18 protein-coding genes, 1 tRNA gene and 2 pseudogenes are annotated in these 20151 nt (G+C 60.2%); 10 read left to right on the forward strand and 11 right to left on the reverse strand.

The genetic code is table 11. From position 1 onward, the window contains the following. Positions 1-23: 23 nt before the first annotated feature. The 8 genes from NKH70_RS07355 to NKH70_RS07390 all read right to left on the reverse strand — a co-directional run bounded on the left by NKH70_RS07355 (position 24) and on the right by NKH70_RS07390 (position 7094). Complete coding sequence (locus NKH70_RS07355; RefSeq protein ID WP_352910967.1) at positions 24-752, reverse strand: sulfite exporter TauE/SafE family protein; 729 nt, start codon at positions 750-752, stop codon at positions 24-26. Positions 753-782: 30 nt separating this feature from the next. Beyond that, on the reverse strand, positions 783-905 hold the full coding sequence (locus NKH70_RS07360; RefSeq protein WP_352450399.1) for a hypothetical protein: 123 nt from the start codon (positions 903-905) through the stop codon (positions 783-785). Positions 906-1058: 153 nt separating this feature from the next. Beyond that, positions 1059-1283: a hypothetical protein gene (locus tag NKH70_RS07365; RefSeq protein WP_023718671.1), complete on the reverse strand. Its 225-nt coding sequence runs from the start codon at positions 1281-1283 to the stop codon at positions 1059-1061. Positions 1284-1434: 151 nt separating this feature from the next. Continuing rightward, entirely contained in the window at positions 1435-3099 is a 1665-nt protein-coding gene (locus tag NKH70_RS07370) for a cbb3-type cytochrome c oxidase subunit II (RefSeq protein WP_352910963.1), read from the reverse strand. Next, the gene (locus NKH70_RS07375; RefSeq protein WP_023718669.1) at positions 3096-4538 is read right to left on the reverse strand and encodes a cbb3-type cytochrome c oxidase subunit I; all 1443 of its coding nucleotides are present in this window, start codon (positions 4536-4538) and stop codon (positions 3096-3098) included. The genes NKH70_RS07370 and NKH70_RS07375 overlap by 4 nt, the downstream gene beginning before the upstream one ends. Positions 4539-4685: 147 nt before the next feature. Further along, positions 4686-5147 carry a c-type cytochrome gene (locus NKH70_RS07380; RefSeq protein ID WP_352910958.1) on the reverse strand — a complete coding sequence of 154 codons (462 nt, stop codon included), beginning with the start codon at positions 5145-5147 and terminating at the stop codon, positions 4686-4688. Between the two features lie 11 nt (positions 5148-5158). Then, positions 5159-6304: a metallophosphoesterase family protein gene (locus tag NKH70_RS07385; RefSeq protein ID WP_353025026.1), complete on the reverse strand. Its 1146-nt coding sequence runs from the start codon at positions 6302-6304 to the stop codon at positions 5159-5161. A 91-nt stretch (positions 6305-6395) separates the two neighbouring features. Next, on the reverse strand, positions 6396-7094 hold the full coding sequence (locus NKH70_RS07390; protein ID WP_502908328.1) for a carboxypeptidase regulatory-like domain-containing protein: 699 nt from the start codon (positions 7092-7094) through the stop codon (positions 6396-6398). Positions 7095-7288: 194 nt separating this feature from the next. Here NKH70_RS07390 and NKH70_RS07395 point away from each other — a divergent pair, with 194 nt between their 5' ends. The 7 genes and pseudogenes from NKH70_RS07395 (at position 7289) to NKH70_RS07425 (ending at position 16061) form a co-directional block, all read left to right on the forward strand. After that, positions 7289-7894: an SCO family protein gene (locus tag NKH70_RS07395; RefSeq protein ID WP_352910953.1), complete on the forward strand. Its 606-nt coding sequence runs from the start codon at positions 7289-7291 to the stop codon at positions 7892-7894. Between the two features lie 79 nt (positions 7895-7973). Continuing rightward, complete coding sequence (locus tag NKH70_RS07400; protein WP_027154144.1) at positions 7974-8216, forward strand: hypothetical protein; 243 nt, start codon at positions 7974-7976, stop codon at positions 8214-8216. A 173-nt stretch (positions 8217-8389) separates the two neighbouring features. Next, on the forward strand, positions 8390-9646 hold the full coding sequence (hemA, locus tag NKH70_RS07405; protein ID WP_353015233.1) for a 5-aminolevulinate synthase: 1257 nt from the start codon (positions 8390-8392) through the stop codon (positions 9644-9646). A 54-nt stretch (positions 9647-9700) separates the two neighbouring features. Beyond that, entirely contained in the window at positions 9701-11344 is a 1644-nt protein-coding gene (gene groL, locus NKH70_RS07410) for a chaperonin GroEL (RefSeq protein WP_352910950.1), read from the forward strand. Positions 11345-12093: 749 nt separating this feature from the next. Continuing rightward, positions 12094-12555 (forward strand): PAS domain-containing protein, encoded by a 462-nt coding sequence (locus NKH70_RS07415; protein ID WP_502908326.1) that lies wholly within the window; start codon positions 12094-12096, stop codon positions 12553-12555. Between the two features lie 454 nt (positions 12556-13009). Continuing rightward, positions 13010-13608: pseudogene (locus NKH70_RS07420) on the forward strand (tyrosine-type recombinase/integrase). 215 nt (positions 13609-13823) lie between these two features. Continuing rightward, on the forward strand, positions 13824-16061 hold the full coding sequence (locus tag NKH70_RS07425) for an adenylate/guanylate cyclase domain-containing protein (protein WP_353025028.1): 2238 nt from the start codon (positions 13824-13826) through the stop codon (positions 16059-16061). Positions 16062-16287: 226 nt separating this feature from the next. Here NKH70_RS07425 and NKH70_RS07430 read toward each other — a convergent pair whose 3' ends face one another. Beyond that, positions 16288-16683 carry an MAPEG family protein gene (locus tag NKH70_RS07430; RefSeq protein ID WP_353025029.1) on the reverse strand — a complete coding sequence of 132 codons (396 nt, stop codon included), beginning with the start codon at positions 16681-16683 and terminating at the stop codon, positions 16288-16290. 205 nt (positions 16684-16888) lie between these two features. On the opposite strand from NKH70_RS07430, the gene NKH70_RS07435 reads away from it, so the two are divergent. After that, positions 16889-17041 (forward strand): hypothetical protein, encoded by a 153-nt coding sequence (locus NKH70_RS07435; protein ID WP_353025030.1) that lies wholly within the window; start codon positions 16889-16891, stop codon positions 17039-17041. 51 nt (positions 17042-17092) lie between these two features. Here the strand turns inward: NKH70_RS07435 and NKH70_RS07440 are convergent. Continuing rightward, positions 17093-17341: pseudogene (locus tag NKH70_RS07440) on the reverse strand (AhpC/TSA family protein); the annotation flags it as partial. 17 nt (positions 17342-17358) lie between these two features. Here NKH70_RS07440 and NKH70_RS07445 point away from each other — a divergent pair. Then, the gene (locus NKH70_RS07445) at positions 17359-17622 is read left to right on the forward strand and encodes a hypothetical protein (protein ID WP_352910939.1); all 264 of its coding nucleotides are present in this window, start codon (positions 17359-17361) and stop codon (positions 17620-17622) included. A gap of 76 nt (positions 17623-17698) precedes the next feature. Beyond that, complete coding sequence (locus NKH70_RS07450; RefSeq protein ID WP_353025031.1) at positions 17699-18346, forward strand: hypothetical protein; 648 nt, start codon at positions 17699-17701, stop codon at positions 18344-18346. A gap of 1686 nt (positions 18347-20032) precedes the next feature. Here NKH70_RS07450 and NKH70_RS07455 read toward each other — a convergent pair. Then, positions 20033-20095: transfer RNA gene (locus NKH70_RS07455), tRNA-Ser, on the reverse strand. Positions 20096-20151: the final 56 nt, after the last annotated feature.

Here is a 20151-nt window from a genome sequence, read left to right on the forward strand (position 1 = left end):
ACAGAGGATATCGCCATGCGCAGTCATGCGGGATGCCCACCTGGCCAGGCAAGGCCGATATGCGTGTCGGAAGGCAGGAGACCACGGCCGAGCGTGATGAGACCGAGCAAAAGAATAAAACCACCAGCCAGCCGCACGCCGCGCCGCCGCCAGGCTGGCCCGAGTATCCGGCCAACGCCGCCCATCATCAACATCGCGGGGAAGGTTCCCAGTCCGAACGATGCCATGACGAGAAACCCGGGAAGCGCTCCGGCGGTGCTCGCCGCCTGGGCGGCGAAGGCATAGACCAGGGGACACGGCAGGAAGCCGTTGAAAACGCCAAAGGCGAGCGGTGCGGCGCTGCTCCGGGCCGTCAACAGACCGCGCAGGGACAATGCAAATGTGCTGCCGCCAAATCCGATCGCAAGGCGATGAAAGACCTGCAGCAAGCCGAAGAACTGCAACGCCATGGCAATCATGAGCAGGCCAGCGACGATCGCGAGAATTCGTTGGGCGATGTCGAGGGAGCCGTTCAAGAGCGGCGCCGCCGTTAGCCCTTGCGTGGTGCAGATGACCTGACCGATCGCGCCCGCGAGCCCGCCCAAAAAGCAATAGGTTGTCAATCGTCCGGTATTATAGAGCAGGTGGCGAAGGACGGTTGCGCCTCCCCCTCGCTGATCGCGGCCCAGCGCGCAGGCAAAGCCGCCGCACATGCCGATGCAATGAAAGCTGCCTGCAAATCCAGCGGCGAAGATCACGAGGTAGTAGATCATTGGCGTTTGCGCAGTGGCGCGGACGCGGCGCTATTGCCGCACAAGATACAAAAGAAAGAGGATAAAGCCGACGGTGCAGCCGCCATAGATGAGGAAGCCAAGCATCTGCGGCAAGCCGGCGTCAGCAAGCTTGAAGACGGTGTCCTGTAGCATCCGCTGCTCCTATCTCAGCCGAAATAAAGACGAAGCACGTTTATCGCCAGCTCGAAGCACAGGAAAAGGAGGTTCAATGCGGCGACCCCAAGGAGAATTTTGGCTATCATCGTCTCCATCACTCCTGTCTTACCAGCCCTTGCGACCGTCTACTTAGAACAGACGGCCGGGCCCGAGCCCGCCCCAATAAACATACATGTAGTACAGCCCCCAGGCGAACAGCAGCACGTAGACGACGAGAAGCCATAGCGGAATGAATCCCACACGCGCCTGTATCAGGCCGCCGGCATAGTCCTCCAGTTCAGGGTGCGAGCTTTGACGCACATCCAGTTCCGGATGCGTCGGGCTCTCCGGATCGCTGCTCTGCAGATCGCTCATTCTCCATTTCCCTTTCAAAAAACCCATTGGCGGCTTTGTCGGTGCCGCTCAACGCGCCGGACAGGACGCCCCAGATGAACAAGAACAGGGCCGCCAGGCTCATCAGCATGGCGCCCGCATAGGGTCCGGTGACTTCAAAACCGAGCATGCGCTAACCTCCGGCGGGTGCCTGTTCCTCGCCAGGCGGAGCTGGCGGGCCGGACGCCGGCACCGACGGATCGGGCACATAGGCTCGCTCCGGCTTGTCAGCGACCAGTTCCAGATCGTTCAGCGCCGCGCGGGCCTCCTTCTTGATCGAGAGCGGCTGCAGCGAGAGCGGGTCTTTATAGGCGGAAAGCGCCACCACGAAATAGGAAAGCGCCCACCGGTCCTCGTCCGGAAAGGCATCCCGATAGGACGGCATCGGCGTGCCGCTGAGGCCCGTAGTTATCGTCCGGAAGATGTCTTCGACGGCCGGGCCAGACTTGAACTGGCCGCTGGTGAGGTCGGCCGGCACGATGGCGAACCCGATATCATCCTTGAGGCCGGCCGCCTTCTCGCCGTCGCCCTTGCCACCTTGGCCATGGCACTCCCAGCACTTCGCCACCTGCCAAACCTCCTTACCACGGTCCAGCATCGTCTGGGACGGGGTCGGCGGGCGCCCGATATACAACGGTGGGCCAGGCGGTTCCTCGACGAAGAAAGCGTAAGGGCTGGCGGGATCGGAACGGTCAACCGCTAGCTCATACTTGATGTACTGAATCACCGCCAGCCGATCGTTGAGCGGCAGTTCGTACCAAGGGGGCATTGCCGTGCCGCGGATGCCGCGAGTAATGGTGCGCAGCATGTCGCCGTCCGTGGGCAGGGGCTCCTTTGTCAATCTGAACTTGAAGACTGCAGACGTGAAGTTCCTGGGCCGCTGGTTAAACATAAAGGTGGCGGCCGGCCCGTTGCCGTCGCCTCTGGCACCGTGGCAACCGATGCAGCGGCGCTCATAGACTTCCTTGCCATAAGCAATCCATTCCTCGGAGCGCGGCATCGTCGCATCCATGACCTCCAGGCTTTGCGGCTCGAACAGATCGCGCCATTTACCCCGGTTCGTGCCGAGCTTCTGGACGTAGGAAACAAGCGCTGCCAGCGATTCCGTCTCCGCCGCGATGCTGACGGTTTCGCCTGTGTATTCGTCGTTCGGCGTCAGGATGATCGGCCTTCTTTCGCGCGCCTTCAGCGGCACGAACAGCAACCCGTATGCATTGGGCGTCAGCTGGATCGCTTGCTTGCTGTCGAAGTCGAACAGGCCTTTGGTGACCTCTGTCCTTTCCAGGGTCCGATTGCCAGCGCCGTCGTCAACGATACGGACGGCTGCATCGGGCTCGTGGAAGAGGCCGCGATACGGCGCCATTATCGAGTCCGGCACCAGCATCCGCGGATTGTAGAAGTGCGCCAGGTGCCATTCGTCGCTGTATTTCAGGCCCACGCGCGTCAGGTCCGGTCCGATCCGGCGTGTGCCTAACAGGTGCGGCACGTCATAGGCGTATTCGCCCGCCTCGCTGACCGGTCCCCAGCGGCGGATCTCGCCGGTCACCGGCCGCACGAATTGCGAATGGCAGTACCAGCAGCCTTCGCGCAGGTAAATGTTGCGGCCGCGACGCTGCTGCTCGGTGTAGTCCGTCGCCTCTGAAACCGTCCATTTCAGCTGGCCGAAATCCGTGCGCACCACCGAGGTCACGCGCGTAGTTCGCGAGGACGGCTCCACGAAGGGCAGCACGCCCTGCGTGATCACCGCAAGGGTGATGCAGAAGACGCCGGCGAACAGCGCGAAGAAGCGAACGTTCACTGCGCGGGCCCTCCCGCCGGCGCCGGGATAGGCGCCTCCACCGGCCCGCGGGCGCGTCGCGCCTCAGCCGCCGGGCTGGTCAGTGCGGTCAGCATCAGATTCACCACCAGCAGCGACATACCGATATCCATGCTGATGCCTGCCAGGGTCCGCGCCAGCCAGTAGGGCTTCACCCAGACGAGCGAGTCGAGCCATTCGACCCCATTCATCCATTGATAACCCTGCTGCAGCCCGCCCGCTGTGAGGACCAGGCCCATGGTCGTGATGCCGACGGTGATCAGCCAGAACGACCAGTTGCCGAGCTTGAAGGACCAGAGTTCGCGCCCGAACAGCCGCGGCCAAGTATAGAGGAGGCCCCCCATCGCCCAGACGACGAAGGTGCCGAACACGGTGAGATGCGAATGCGAGATGACGAAATCGGTGAAATGGGTCGGCTGCTGCAGCTGCCGCAGCGCCTCGGTCGAGCCCTGGAAGCAGCCGACGAGATACATGAGCGAGCCCATGATCAGGAACTTCGCCGGCAAGTTCCTGCCGAACTCATGCCACCTGCCCATCATAGTGCCGAAGAAGTTCACCAGCACCGTCCACACCGGAATGATCAGCAGCATCGACGTGACGACGGCCAAGGTCTCGGCCCAGTCCGCGATCGGGCTGTAGAGGTAATGGTGAATGCCGACGAACGGGTAGAACAGTGCCAGGGACCAGAAGCCTACCAGCGAGAGCTTATGGGCATAGAGCGGATTTCGCGCGCTGACCGGCAGGAAATAGTAGATGATCACGTAGCCCGCGGGCGTTATCCACAGCCCAACGATGTAGTGGAGATAGAGGCCATGGAAGGCGGCGCTGTTGATGCCCGAGATCGTGTATGGCAGGATGAAGCTTCCAAGCACGAAGTTCATCGTCGTCCACACGAAAGTGGCGATCAGGTACCATAGCGCGACATAGATCGCCGGCTCGAGCCTTCGACTGATCGTGATCAGGAACTGCGCGGTAGCAACAGCCACCACGATGAAGAATGCGACCTTCGCGTAGAGCGGAAGCTCTCCGGCTTCCAAACCGTCACTGTCGCCGAGCAGCAAGCCGACCAAACCGGCAAGCGTTGCGACGTTCCAGACCCATGCGAGAAGAACCGACCACTCCGACCATATCACCCGCACCCCCGACAGACGCGGCACGAGATAGTAGCAAAGGCCGATGAAAAGCGTCGAGAAGGCGCCGAAGATGACACCATTGACGTGGACCGGGCGCAGCCGGCCGAAGGTGAGCTCGAGGTTCCCCGATCCGAGATAGTCGGGGTAGTTGAAGGTGCCCGAGATCATGACGCCGACGGATGGCGTAACCATCAGCCAGAACATGCCGAAATAAAGCCAGGTCCGCACGACCCGTTTGTCGACCAGCGCATCCAGGTCCACATTCGCGAACTTGCCGCGCAGCTCCATCCCAGTCTCTGCCAACGCATGGCCCTTCCCCGCGCGGTTCCCGGGCCGCACGACTGCTTTAAGCCTACCGTTCCCCATCGAGGTGTCACTCCGATGGCGGACTCGCTTCGCGCTCCCTGAAGCCGGTGCCCCCGGCTATCGTCGAGACTAGTATTTGCCTGGCACCAACACCGAGCCGCTGTTCGACCAAGTGATGTACGCCTCGAGCGCCTTCATCGCCTCCGATTCGGGATCGATCTTCTCGCCCTGGCTTGGTTTCTCGATGCACCAGTTGATCATGTCGCGCAGTGTCGCGAACTTGGCCATCGACGCCTGGAACTTCGGGAACGCCTGCGGATGGGTATCGGATGCCATCGGATGGCACATGGCGCAGGCCCAGCCGGTGTTCGACAGCTTGACGCCCAACTGCTCCTTCATCGCCGCATCACCATGGAACAGGAGGTCTCCTTTCCTGACCTCCTCCATGAACGCTTCTTGATAGAGTTTCAGCTGCTTTGGCGTCACCGGATCCTTGTTGCCACTGGCCGGCCCGACGACAGCAGCTGCGACGACTGCTCCGGCGACGGTGGAACGCCTCAGAATGCAGAGGAATGTCGATGTGTTTATCATAGCCACCACCCTTACGGATTTGCCCATGGGTACTGTTTGTCGGCGATGCGTGACCGTATGACTTCCGCAATGCTCTTGTCGTGGTCCTCCGGCGACTGGACGAACACCTCCTTGCGGCCCCACATGATGTACTCGACATCGACCTTATCGGCGGCGTTGACGTTCACGGTTTCCCAACCGACCCCGTCGAAGGGATCGCCCGGATCGACACGGATCATCGGCTTGGTAAGCTTGGGCAGGCCTTCCGGCGCATACGGCCACGGCCAGGAGGTCGCCAGCATGCCGATCGAGCGCATGCTGCCGATCTCGTTGTAGAGCACCTGGTGCACATGACCGTGGATGTTGGTGACTTTGGTATAAGGCTTCAGCACGTCATTCACTTCGCGCCAGTCGCGCACCCAGAAGTTCCAGGGCGGGTAGTACTCGTACAGCGGATTATGGCTGAAGATGACGATCGGTTTGGACTTATCCCAGTCGGCGAGTGTCTTCTGCATCCAGTCGAGCTGGTCGCGGCCGACGCCGGCCCACGCGCCGGCTACCGTGCCGTCGAGGGTAGCCATATGGCCCATGCGCTCCTCTGGCGTCATCTTCTTCGCTGTCCAGTAGTCCGGTCCCCGGCTGACCGTATCGAGCCCAATGAAGCGCACGCCCTTGTGATCGAAGGTCCAATTGGGTTGGCCGAACAACTCGCCCCACTTCTTGCCCATATCCAGATACCAGTCATGCTCGCCCGGGATGTAGTATTTCTTGATCGTCAGATCCTTGAGGAGCTCAACGCCAAGCTCAAGTTCCTCGATCTTTCCGAGCTGGGCCAGGTCGCCGCCGAAGATCAGGAAGTCGGCCGGCGGATCCATGGCCTGGACCTCTTGCACGGCGCGCACCACCTTGTCGACGAAGCGCGTGTTGAGGGATCTCTCGTAGAGATGGGTGTCCGAAATCCAGGCAAACTTGAAGGGCGCTTCGGCGGCGTGAGCGACGTCGATGGTGTTGAGCAGCGGCCACCACGCGAACGTCTGGCCGACGGAAGCAGCGCCGAACAGCAGCGATCTGTGAATGAAGGTGCGGCGGGTGATTTGGAGCGAGTCGTCGGGGCGTACGCCAGGCTGCTGCAGCACCGCATGCATTTCGCGCCGAATGCGGTCAAGCTCGTCAGACATCAGGGTTCCTCCTCAGTGCAGACCGTTTCTTAAAGCGTCGGTCTTCTCGCAGGGAACGCGACCCTGTTGAATCAGCAGGTCGCCCATTTTGTTATTTTTTCAGTTCAATCGTCAGACTGGTGGCCTTATTCTCCTCTACCGTTACGGGCTGCTCGATGGGCCCGGTGAAGGGATGGATCGCCACGAGCTTGTATTCCCCCGGCGGAACATCGGTTATGCTGAATTTGCCATCGGCGCCGGTGACCGCGTAGTAGGGATTGTCCACCACATAGACCCAGCCCTCCATCCAGCCATGCGCGTCGCAATCGATGCGGACAGTACCGGCACGCTTCAGTTCGACCGGTATACGCTGGCCCTTATTGGGCAACGCCACGTTGAAGGCGGTGCGCTTGCCATAATAGCCGTGAGTGTTGTGGAGCACTGGGTCGCTGTTGACCACCTCCAACGAACCGGCCGGTATCATCTGCACCGCGGGCTCAAAGCGACATTTGAGGTTGTTAAGCTCAGGCAGCTTTCCGGGCTGCGGCCAGGCCTTTCCCTGTGCCACGTCGACCAGCTGCACCGCCGCGTTCAGCACGGCCTGCTCGCTGCCGACTTGGATCAGCGGCTCCTCGCGGGGGTCGCCGCACACCTCGATATTCTTGGTGGGGATGATCTTTGTTGTCGGCACGTCGCCGCGGTAGACGATCGTACCCTCGATCGTTCCGCCTCCCGTGACCGGACCCACTTCGTAGGCTTGGGCAGGCGCGGACATTGTCGCAGCGAAAGCGATCGCCGCTAGTCCGCTCATCAATTCGCGAATCGTCATAAAAGCCGCCTCCTTCTAGAGAGATGAGGGGCAATGCTTAAAAGTAGAGCTAAACCAGTACCATGTCTAGCCATTCAGCATCAAAATATGATAAAGTGGGATAGTTTAGGCGAGTGTGTTAATCACAAACACACGCGGAGGTTGAAGCGTCATTCTTGAAGTGCCGGAGGTACTTGATGAAGCGGCGGCATGGACTCCTCAGTCCCTGGGCCTACGGTCTGCATACCCTCTTCTGCATCATATTCGCAGCGGCCCTGTCGATCTGCCCACCGCTCGTGCGGGCCGACACGGCGCCTGTGACGGTCGGTGGCCCATTCACGCTCACGGCGCCGGACGGAACGACGGTCACGGATGAGACTTATCGCGGCAAATGGCTGCTGGTTTTCTTCGGCTATACGTCTTGCCCCGACATCTGTCCGACGACGCTGTCCTCAATCGCCGCGGCGATTAAGGAACTCGGCCCCGACGCCGCAAAACTGCAACCGCTCTTCATCACCGTCGATCCCGAACGCGACACGCCTGAGGTGATGGGAAGCTTTACCGCGGCGTTCGATCCGCGGATCGTCGGGCTGACCGGCAGCCCGCAACAGATCGCTGCGGTTTCGGAGGCATATGGCGCCTATGGTGTGGCGCGCCAGGGCGAGGCGGGCGATGACGACTACCTAATGGATCATGGCACCTACATATACATCATGAACCCACAGGGGCAATTCGTGGAGGGGCTAGACTCTGACACACCAAGCAGCGGTATTGCCGCTGCGTTGGGTGAATTGGTGCGATGACACGAGCCCTGGCATGACGGAGATCACGATTATGCAGTTGATCAATGCATAGCAGTTGTCATCCGGAAGGAAAGCGGCCATGCAAAGGCATACAAAGGAAGCTTCGGAGCTTAAGGCATTGATCCTCGCGGATCTTCATAAGGAGCCGGGATGCGAGCACGTCACCGATTTTGTGATTCAGCGGCTCGAAACCAAGGAGAACGGGGCAAACTGGACTGTCAAATATCTGGATCCCAATCAAGATAAGGTCTGCGAGACGATTCTGATAAACATAGCGCGAATGCTGCAGCTCAACTTCGACCTTCCTGAACGCGGGTCGTGAGGAACGATGCGAGCGGGACCGGCGCGCATTGCGCTTCGACATCGTTCGTATGCAAGCAGGGGAATCGGGCGATGGCGGAATCCACAGCGTTGCACACCGGCAAACCCGGCGGCGTAAAGAACGTCATTGCGCCGCGGCGATTTGGACCTCCGATGACCGGAAATGCGGGCGATATGGCCGATGGGCAAGGCAATATCTTGGAGCCAGGCATTACGAGTTATGACGGTTTCTTTGCGGATGCGATCGCGCGTCTGCAGGAGGAACGGCGCTACCGTGTGTTCGCGGACCTTGAGCGCATCGCCGGGCGCTTTCCCAATGCCGTGTGGCATTCCCCGCATGGACCGAAGGACGTCGTGATCTGGTGCTCCAACGACTATCTCGGGATGGGTCAACACCCAAGGGTGGTCGCCGCCATGGTGGAGACTGCTATCCGCCTGGGAACGGGGGCCGGCGGGACGCGCAATATCTCCGGCACCAGCCATCCGCTCGTAGAGCTTGAGGGCGAGCTTGCCGATCTCCACGGCAAGGAGGCGGCACTGGTCTTCACGTCCGGCTATGTTTCGAACCAGACTGGCATCTCGACTATCGCCAAGCTGATCCCCGGTTGTCTGATCCTGTCCGATGCGCTCAACCACAATTCGATGATCGAGGGCATCCGCCAGTCCGGTACGGAGAAGAGCATCTTCCGCCACAACGACGTCGATCATCTCGAGGAATTGTTGAAGGCGGCGGATCCGGATCGGCCAAAACTCATCGTCTTCGAAAGTCTCTATTCAATGGGCGGCGACGTCGCGCCAATCAATCGCATTTGCGAAATCGCCGATCGTTACGGCGCATTGACCTACCTCGACGAGGTCCATGCTGTGGGCATGTACGGCCCTCGCGGCGCCGGTATCGCCGCGCGCGACGGCGCCATGAACCGGATCGATGTGATCGAAGGCACGCTCGCCAAGGCCTTCGGCTGCCTCGGCGGCTATATCACGGGAAGTGCTGTGCTGATCGATGCGGTTCGTTCCTATGCTCCGGGTTTCATCTTCACCACCGCGTTGCCGCCGGCGATCTGCGCCGCGGCCACAGCGGCGATCCGGCATCTGAAAACCTCGCAGTGGGAGCGCAAGTGCCAGCAGGACCGGGTCCGGCGGGTCAAGGCGGCGCTCGGTGCCGCTGGGCTGCCGGTCATCCTGAGCGACACCCATATCGTTCCGGTGGCAGTCGGCGATCCGGCGCATTGCAAAGCGGCGAGCGACCTGCTGCTGAGCGAGCACGACATCTATATCCAGCCGATTAATTATCCGACCGTGGCGAAGGGAACTGAGCGGCTGCGCATCACGCCGACACCCTGTCATGAGGACATCATGATTGATCGGCTCGCGGCAGCTCTGTTCGATGTCTGGAACCGGCTTGGGCTGCCACGGGACAATCTCGCCTGAGCGGCCGAATGAGGCGTCGCCTTTCCCGAAAATTGGGTCTTAAGGATCAAGGAAATGGCTGCCAAGGAAATCATGTTTTCGTTCGAGGCTCGCGACAGAATGCTGCGCGGCATTGACACTCTGGCGAATGCGGTGAGCGTCACGCTTGGCCCGCGGGGGCGCAACGTCGCGATCGGCAGGGAGCACGGCGCACCGCGGATCACGAAGGACGGCGTGACCGTCGCCAGGGAAATCGAACTCGACAACAAGTTCGAGAACATGGGCGCTCAGATGGTGCGCGAGATAGCAACAAAAACCTCCTATCTGGCCGGCGACGGCACGACCACCGCCGTCGTGCTCGCGCATGCGATCGCCCGGGAGGGCGCCAAGGCGGTGGCCGCCGGCATGAATCCCATGGACCTGAAGCGCGGCATCGATCTCGCGGTCGAAGCCGTCGTCGCGGAACTCAAAAACAACACCACGAAGGTCACCTCGAACGTCGAGATTGCGCAAGTCGGCACCATCTCGGCCAACGGCGACAGGGAGATCGGCCGCTGCCTCGCCGACGCCATGAAGAGGGTCGGCAATGACGGCGTGATCACTGTCGAGGACGGGACGTCGCTCGAAACCGAACTCGAATTCGTCGAGGGCATGCAGTTCGACCGCGGCTATATCTCGCCCCATTTCGTCACTAATCGCGCAAAGATGCGGGTCGAGATGCAGGATGCCTTTGTCCTCATCAGCGAGAAGAAACTGTCCAGCCTGAACGAAATACTGCCGCTGCTGGAGAAGGTGGTGCAGGCCGGCAAGCCGCTGCTCATCATCGCCGAAGATGTCGAGGGTGAGGTGATTGCGGCGCTGGTGGTCAACAAATTGCGCGGCGCTCTCAAGGTTGCAGCCGTGAAGGCGCCGGCCTACGGAGACCGTCGTAAGGCGATGCTGCAGGATCTCGCGCTGATGACCGGCGGAACGGTGATCTCGGAAGATTTGGGCATCAAGCTCGAGCATGCTTCCCTCGATATGCTCGGGCGCACCAAGAAGGTGATGATCGACAAGGCAAACACCACGATCGTCGGCGGCGCCGGCAAGCGGGAAGGAATCGAGGCCCGCATCGCCGAGATCAAGCTGGAGCTTGCGGAAACCACCTCCGACTACGACCGCGAGAAGCTCCAGGAGCGGCTGGCCAGGCTCGCCGGTGGCGTCGCCGTGATCCGGGTCGGCGGTGCCACCGAAGTCGAGGTCAGGGAGAAGAAGGATCGCATCGATGACGCTATGAACGCGACAAGAGCCGCGGTTGCAGAGGGCATTCTCCCGGGCGGTGGGGTCGCCTTGCTGCGCGCCGGCAGGGCGCTCAAGAAGCTCAAGGGCAGCAACGAGGACCAGCAGGTCGGTATCGCGATTGTCAGGAAGGCGATCACCTGGCCGGCTCGGCAGATCGCGATCAATGCCGGGCTGGAAGGCTCGGTCGTCATCGCCGGGATCCTCGAAAAGGACGACAACGCCTATGGCTACGATGCCCAATCGGGCGAGTACGGGGATCTGGTGTCAAAGGGCATCATCGACCCGGCCAAGGTGGTGCGAACGGCGCTCCAGGGCGCAGCCTCGGTGGCGGGCCTCCTCATCATGACGGAGGCCATGGTGGCCGAAGTGCCTGGCCCGCCGCCGCCGGAGCTTCCCGGTCACGAGCATCATCATCACGATATGGATTTGGATTTCTGACCTCTTCGCGGCCGTAATCCGGGCTCGCGACCATCAACAATGATCTCGTCCGCTATCGAGGTGAGACAAGTCGTCGAGGATCACGGGATGCAAGGTCGGCTCATGGCGCAACCTCCCGGTTCAGGAACCGGAAAAACTGACCCGTTCCAGACCGTCCCCGGTGGTACCGAGAAGGGCCCTAATGGGTGTGTAGGCGGTAGAACTTCGTCGGCTGCAGCAGCGCTGGCAGCCGTCATTGACCCGCCGGCATCTGAAAACCCTCACAACTGACCGACTGTGGATGTGCATTCGTTCCAATGGACAAGAAAGCGCGCGGAACGTTGTTTGAGGTTGGAGTGCGATGACCCGACAACTCACCATTTAGTAAAAAAGAGCGGCGAGATGTCTAAGAGTACTCCCAGGAGACTCACATGGATACCACCACGCTGCTCATTATACTTATCGTCCTTGTCCTGCTAGGCGGCGGCGGCTGGTTTGGCCGCGGTCGCTGGTACTGAGCAACGCCTCAATACCGAAATCATTCGGCAAGATACCCACTCACGGGAAGGCATAGCTTCCTGTCCACTGGCGGAAGAACTCTGAGCGGCTTATGATGCCGCTTACTGGCTGCGGCCTGGCAGATAACAGGACAGGGTGGTGCATGCCAGAAGTAGCCCATCAAATCCGACGGTCAGAAAATCGCCGAGGCCGAGGTCGAGGGTTTTCGGAAAGATCTTGGCCCTTTCGTCGTCGCTGCTGAGACGACACGAATGGCGATGGTGTTTACGGACGCAAAACACGAAAATCCGATAATTTTTGTCAACGACGCCTTTCTCGAACTGACCGGATACAGCCGGGAGGAGGTGCTCGGGCAGAGCTTCAACTTCCTGATGGCGCGCGGAACCGATCCTGATTCGCTGGCGCGCATCGAAGCCGCGTTCGCGGGAAACGCGGTCGGCGGTTCAGAAATTTCCTATCGCCGCAAGGATGGCAGCCTGTTCTGGTCGGCGCCGAGGGGTATCATGACCAATCAGCCTCGAGGCGGCCTGGGTCTCTGCCCGCGCATGGTCATGGCGGTTCCAGTTCACTCGGCCCGTGGCCCACAACTAGGCAACAACGAAGCCGCCGACAAGGTGTTCAAGGGTATACAGCTCCGCACACAGTCGAGGGAAGACCACAGCGTTGCCGAGCGCCACTTCGCCGAGGTGGACCGCATTGTACGCGGCTACTGATCGTCGCGATGACATGGAGCCGGTCATGCGCGAGGAACTTACCCGGGCATATACGCGAGGACCTCGTGACCCGTCATCGACGTCAGCCGCCGGACGAGTTTGTTCTTGGCCCATGTGCCCGGCGCGCTCAACGTTTCACTTGGCGACCTCCATATACGCAGTCGTGTATTCAGCGCGAGACGACTTGAAGACGGATGCCGGAGTGCAAGGCAACCGGATTGGCTGTCGAGATAGCTGCCTGGCGAGGAAGGTCCGCTTCTGTCACGAGGATGCCGGTTAAAATTCCCCGGGATGTAACGTCTGGATATGGCGCGACTGCGCCCATTGACGGCCCGCGGCTTCGATCGACCGGAGTCCGGTAAACCATTCGGCTGAATCCTCGGTCAGCCCATTGTTACATTCGCCTGCTCGCGTTGAGCGCTGCGGCTGCGGAGGGTGGCATGGGAGAAGAGCCATGCCTAACAGGAACAGAGGCCACATCGTCGGTCAGAAGCCTCCTCTCAAACCGCGCGAGGTCTGGAGCATTCGAACACGGCTGCAGGTGTCCGGCGCGGAACGGGATCTGGCACTCTTCAATCTCGCGCCATCGATAGCAAGCTTCGAGGTTGCGACCTAGTCACCATCACGGTTGGCGACATTGCGCTTTCCGGCGTTGTCCGCGACCGAGCAGTGATTGTTCAAAGAAAGACGGGGCGGCCGGTACAATTCGAGATCACGGAGCAGACCCGAGCCGCCGTCGGTGCCTGGATAACCCGTCGCGGTCTCACCGAAAGGGACTATTTGTTCCCAAGTCGCGTGCGGGCGAAACCGCACATGTCGACCAGGCAGTATGGAAGGATTGTCGACAAATGGGTTTCGAGCATCGGGCTCGACCCGAAGCGGTATGGAACACATTCCATGAGACGCACGAAAGCTTCGCAGATTTACAAGAAGACCGGCAATATCCGGGCCGTGCAGCTGCTCCTCGGGCACACTAAGCTTGAGAGCACCGTCCGCTACCTTGGCATTGAAGTGGACGACGCGTTGGCTATTTCTGAACAAGTCGAATTGTAGAGCAACTCGGAGCGTCGCATTCCCGAAGCGGCGCTCCGTGACCCAAACGAGCCATTCCGGCAGGCAAGCTCGAATGTCTCGAATGTGGTGAATACGACATTGACAAAACCTCAGCCGTCGATGAAAGCGCGGAAAGAAGGGATTTGCTGAGCGCCGGTGAGGTCGGTTTCCTTTCAGAACAACTGATACTATGATCCTGCGGGGCCAGGCCAACAATGGACCGCAAGCTTGCCGCGATTCTCGCCGCCGATGTCGTGGGCTATTCGGCTCTGATGGAGCGCGGTGAGGCCGGCACGTTCGAGCGCCTTCGCGCCGGACGCAAGGAACTGTTTGAACCCGAAATTGCACGCCACCACGGCCATATCTTCAAGCTGATGGGCGACGGGATGTTGGCCGAATTCGGCAGCGTCATCGATGCCGTCGAATGTGCGGCGTCGCTGCAGCGCGGGCTTGGCGAACGCAACGCTTCGCTTCCCGAAACCGAGCAGATTCACGTGCGGATCGGCATCAACCTCGGCGAGGTGATCGTCGAGGGCGAGGACCGGTATGGTGACGGGGTCAACATCGCAGCCAGGCTTCAGCAACTGGCGGAGCCCGGCGGCATCTGCCTGTCGGGAAAAGTGGCCAAGGAGGTGGAGAGGAAACTGGCTTTCGCCTTCGAGCCGATGGGCGAGCAGAGGGTCAAAAACATTGCCCAACCAGTTCAGACCTATCGCGTGGTGCTTGATCCAGCGGCAGCGGGCACGACCCTCAAAGCTCGCCGCCGGCCGCGCGCCTGGCGCCTTCCGGTAGCGGCGGCTGTTCTCATCCTGGCCCTCGGCCTTGCCGCGGCATGGTGGCAGCCGTGGGAGAGGCCTGCGCAACCTGCTGCGCCCGCGGCCAGCGAGGCGGTAGATGCCCGGCCGTCGCTCGTAGTCCTGCCCTTCGACAATCTCAGCGACGACAAGGAACAGGAATATCTCGCCAACGGCTTCACCGAGGACCTGACGACCGAACTGGCGCGCGTGCCCGGCCTTTTCGTCGTCTCCCGCAACGCGGCCTTTGCCTACAAGCACAAGGACACGAAGCCGGCGGAGATTGCTGCGGCATTGGGCGTCCGCTATCTGCTGGAAGGCTCGATTCGCCGCGTCGGCGACAACATGCGCATCAATGCGCAACTGATCGACAGCTCGACATCCGGACATCTCTGGGCGGAGCGCTTCGACGGCCGGTGGGCGGACGTGTTCGCGCTGCAGGACAAGGTCGTCGGCAGCATTGCCGGCGCGCTCCAGCTCCGCCTGGTGAGCGTCGCGCCGGCCGCCCGCGTGGGAGGCACAAACAATCCCGAGGCCTATGATGTCTATCTCAAAGGGATGGACATCTATAACCGCATCAACACCCCCGAGGAGTTTGCGCAGGCTGTGAAGCATTTCCAGCACGCGGTGCAACTCGACCCCGATTTCGGCGCGGCTCATGCCCAACTCGCCTGGGCCTATTGGGACGCGGACATCACCCGGGCCGTGGTGATGGGACTCACGCGAGCCGAGGCCTATGACAAAGTCCACGAAACCCTGAAGCTCGCCGCCCGACATCCCTCGCCGGGTTATTATCAACTGGTCGCCGAGTTGATGGTCAGGGAGCACAACTCGGACGAAGCAGTCACCGTTCTTCTGAAATCGGTGGCGCTCGATCCTAGCGATTCCTGGAATTATCTCTCGCTGGCCAATGCCCTGAATTTCAACGGCCGGCCGAAGGAAGCGCTGAGCTATCTCGATGCGGCTGCGCGCGTCGACCCGATCTCGTGGATGGACTACAGGCGCTACCAGGCCGGACTGGCCGAGTTCGGTCAAGAGAAATTCAAGGGCGCGGTTCGCTCCATCGAGAAGATGGACCTTGCTTCGCCCGATCCACCGGCCAACTTCTATGCCCTGCAAGTCCTTGTTTCGGCCTATGGGCATCTTGGGCGCACCGACCAGGCCGCGGCCGCCTTGGAAATGTTTAGGAAGGCTGTTGCGCGCAGAATGGAATACGACACGAGCCAGTTGATCACCCAGGACTACATGGTGTTCAAGAATACGGCCGATATCGAACGCCTTTTGGCCGGCCTGACCAAGGCAGGTGTGCCCGATCTGCCGGCATTGGCAAGGGCAGGCATGAATCCGAAGGACCGGCTCACAGGCGCGGAAATAAGGTCTCTCATGTTCGGCCACGAAACGCGCGGAAAATTGGCGTTTGACAAGTTCCTGCCTATGCAGCGCACGACCTCCGTCGATGGCGCCGTCAGCGAGACCATTGGCCAAACGACCCACTCGGGAACCTCGTGGGTGCAAGGCAATTTCTTGTGCAATGCCTTTCCGGTAGAGCTGACAAGCTGTGGAGCAATTTATCGCAATGTGTTCAGGACGCCGGGGCGCGACGACGAATACAAGGCCGTTTACCGCTGGGACCAGTTCGAATTTTCGGTCGTCAAGTGAACTCCCAAATGCCGCAAAGGCCGAAAGTCTGCTTGCGGGATATACATGCGACCTTGTTCGCCATAACCGCAAACGACCGGAATTGGCGCTAGTTACCGGTTCGGGCCGCCGGCTCAAGCGGCAAAACCTGACCCAATGAGGTCGTTCGAGAGTTGTTCTTGGAACTTCCGCGATGGTCAAGGAAGCGGACGTCGCCGCAGCGGCGATCGGCATACGGTCACGACAGCTAAGGCCAGACTGACGCGAGCAAAAGAAGGATAATTCCAACGAACGCGGCGTTCCAGACGAGCGAGCGGAGCAAGGGAACGCCCGCTGCATAGAGTAGAAGGTAAACCAACCTGGCCGAAACATAGAGACCAGCTCCCCATTCGCTGAGAGCGCTCTCGCGGCCGAGCAAGTGAACAAGGAAGACCGCAGCCACAAACACCGGAAACGTCTCAAGGAAGTTTCGAAGCGCTCTTTCCAAGCGCCCAGCTATGCCCGTGAGCGGGGGGACTTCGGCGTCACGGGAGCTGGCAGTCCACCGATAACCTCGCTGAAGGCCGGCTGCGTGGGAGGAGATAACAATTTGGATCAAACAGAGCACGCAGCTCGCCGCAAGCATTGCTAGCTCGAAGCTCATTCAACCCTCCCACCTGCCCATTCTTCATGGACTTTACCAGAACCCCGCGTGGTGTGCCTGCCGGCTGGCCAGGCTGATTGTCCACCGAGGTCGGAACAGGCATCCCGCATGGGGCACCAAGCGTTAGACTTCCACGTAGATGAGATGGGCCGACGATGCCTTGGCATATCTGGATGGGCGGACAGCTGCGCCGCCCGCGTCAATCATGGCCAAGGCCCGACTGCTGGGCCTTGTCGTTGACAAGGCAGAGATCAACAGCACGATCAGGAAGCCCATTCGCCCATTCCGGACACCCACCAGCATTGACGAGTGGGTGAAACGCTTCGCGCCGAAGCGCGTCGACCCCGGCTCGAACTAACGGTTTGCATAACACCTGCTATCCGTGCAGCCGATGTCCGCAACTGCGCCGCTACTGACCAATGTGCGACGCTGCCGACATTAGCTCCTGCATATTCGGAGCGCCGAACAGGCCGCCATCGAGAACCTCGGTGGAGGTCCAGCGAACGACACCGTCGCGGTCGAGCAGGAACTGGCCGACGAGCTGCCCCATGCCGGTGGCCATCATCTGTTGATCCGCTTCCGTGATATCGTAGCTGTCCTTCTTGTTCAGATATTCGAGCGCCGCAAACGGGTCCATCGGCTCCGGCATCTCGCCCGGCCAAGCTGGGCCTTTCGATGGTCACGGGCAAGCAGATATCTCGCTACGCCTCCAGGAACACCGCTGGCGCCCTGCTAGGGCCAACGCTCGACGCTGCGTCCGACCTGTTTCAGATTTCCGGCGCCATTTCGGCCGGGGATTTCAAGCAGAGCGATCTGCATACCGTGCGCAAGCTGCTGCCGATCCAGAATCTTTTCTTCGTTCGCACGCTGTTCGACCGGATCGAGGCCGCTACCGGTGATGCCTTGGGCCTGCCGGACGCCGCAGCGGCCAATCGATAGGAGTGCAAGATGACCGCCATTGTTTTTTCTAAAGGTTCTGACGCACACTGTGCATCTCTGGCGGAGGATTGATCTGATGGCACTAATTGGTCAGATGGCGATGATGGGCACATACGCTCCGTCCGGCGTGACCTCCGTTACGCTGATCTCGATCACGATAACCTCGGCGGCAACGATCGCTTGGCCGGCAGGCCTTCAGGCCGGCGATGTCGCTGTGTTAGCCGATGCCGGGAGCGGCATTGGCGCCCCGGCTTCCGTGACACCCACAGGCTTTACGAACGTTGTTGATTGCCCCGGCGTCGTTCATAGGCTCATGGTCGACTACAAAATTCTGGATGGAACAGAAGCGGGCAATATCATGGGTATCTCCAGCGGTATCGGCGCCGGAAAGTGCCTCTATATATATCGCGGCAACGTTCCGATAACTGCTGTAGTACCATCGACATGGAATTCTGAGGCGACGACTGGCGATCCTGCTCCACAGACGGTTTTAGCTTCGGCGGGTGCACCGCCTCTTGTCGTCTTTGGTGCCAATATTGGCACGAATGGGAACACGACATTCTCCACGGCATCGCCTGCTTTTGACGCGACGGAAAACTTCGGCAGCGCTAATTTCGCCATTGCCGGCTACAAAATATACAATTCATCGCCAGCAAATCACACGATCGACATGACCGACAACAACGCCAACGCGCTCGTCAGCGGCTACCTGCAATTTAGCTGACGTGGGCCGCCGAAAGGTGCAAGTCACTTGATCGGGTCCCGGCGTCCTGGCATATTCCTATTTTCGATTGGGTTTGTCAGCCAGAACCGCCCGGTGAAAGCGCCTTGGGAATGAGGGACACCAAGCTGTCGCGCGCTCGTTCGTGAAGCGCGCCTGTCGCATGTCCCGTAGGGGGTTCTTGCGTTTCGGCGCCCTGTACTTCTCCACCTAGCCTGACCGCGCCGAAGGTCCGGCGGGATTTTTTGCTGTCTTGGTGGAACACTCGCCTGCGACCATGGTTCGATAAAGCAGCACCGTGCCGCCAGGTCGGCGGCATGCACTTTAGGGAGCGCCGCTTGGCCACTTGGACACAAAGAGATGAGAGAGAGCAGCGCACGTCAGATGCTGCACGGTCATTGATCGATGTTGAGCGCGCGGCCCGAGACGCGAAGACGGCTCGGCTCCGCGAACAGCGGCTGAGGGCTGAAAACACACCCTCCTTGGAAACACGCGATGGAACAGCTTCGCAGTGAAATGGCTGTTTTGGCGGATCCCGGCTTTTGGGTACGCTTCTCGTCGTGCTGGTTCCCTACGGGATCGGTGTTGCCCTGCTTCTGTGGGTAGCCAGTCCCCCGGCTCTGCAGTAGTCTTCTTCCACCGTCGGTTGGTGGACGCGTTGCAGTTGATGCGCCTATGATTCCTGACGGTCTGCGTGCACCGGGCGAGCCCACCCCCGCATCCCCCCAGACTGGTGCAAGTCGCTTGATCGGGTCCCGCCGTCATGGGGCATGTGCGGCGGGACTTTTATCCAACTGGCAGAAAACCGAAGTGGCTTCGACCTCCGTCACCGATCCGTCGTGAACGGCTCATGCTCGGGAAGGTGATGATGCAGCACTTCGACAAGCTTTCGCTTATCGAATGTCTGGCCGCAAATTGGGCAGAACTCCAAATGCCCCCGTTCGTCGTTGTCCGGCGAACCGTGGATTTTGCCCTTCATAGTTGGCGGATTGTGCTTATCCCGTCTCACGTCGTCACCCATCACAACCTGTTGGGATAGCGCGACGGCATTTGGGGACGATTTGGCCGCTGGGCGTACCGGCTGAGAGCGTTTGGCTCCAGCTGGAGCGGATCATACGCCCGTTCATGCATCATTGCTAATTTAATAAAATGATCATGGTACGGGAAGAAGGAACTTAATCCCATTCGCCAGCTTATGGCTGGATGAGCACACGTGGCGTCAACTTCTTCGACAAATGGATGGCAGAGCATCTGCCTAACGCAAGGTCAAGCGATCCGTTCGCCATTAGGGATCTTGCCGACCAGGCCCTGAAAGCGGCACGCCCATCTCAATGCCGTTCACGTCACGCTGAACTTCAATCCCAATATCTAAAACGAGCTGTCCAAGGGGTGCCGGTTGGGTGGCCATTTTGCGAACTAACCGGTTGTTATCTTTGAGGAAATAGGGTGCCGGTTGTCGAATCTGTCTATCTCGTTACGTAGCGTAACACAACCATAGCGATTCCTAATATGGAGGCGCTACTATCCTCGACACAGGCCAGCGCCATTCCCCTACGGCTACAGTCGCACGACCTTCTCTAGGGTATCCGCCGGGCGCTCACCCCGAAGCTGTTCACGGAAATTCGCGGGCGTTTATTCGGTGCACATTCGACGTATCGACCCGAAATTCGGCTAAGTGCTTGATTTTGCTGGTACGCCCAAGGGGAATCGAACCCCGGTTACCGCCGTGAAAGGGCAGAAAACCACTACCGTTCATGCCTAATGCCGAACGCTCGCAAGGCGCTGCAGCAGTCTGCAATTTCTTTCAA

Origin of the sequence: Mesorhizobium sp. M0991, assembly GCF_040318915.1 — a bacterium.
Taxonomy (GTDB): domain Bacteria; phylum Pseudomonadota; class Alphaproteobacteria; order Rhizobiales; family Rhizobiaceae; genus Mesorhizobium.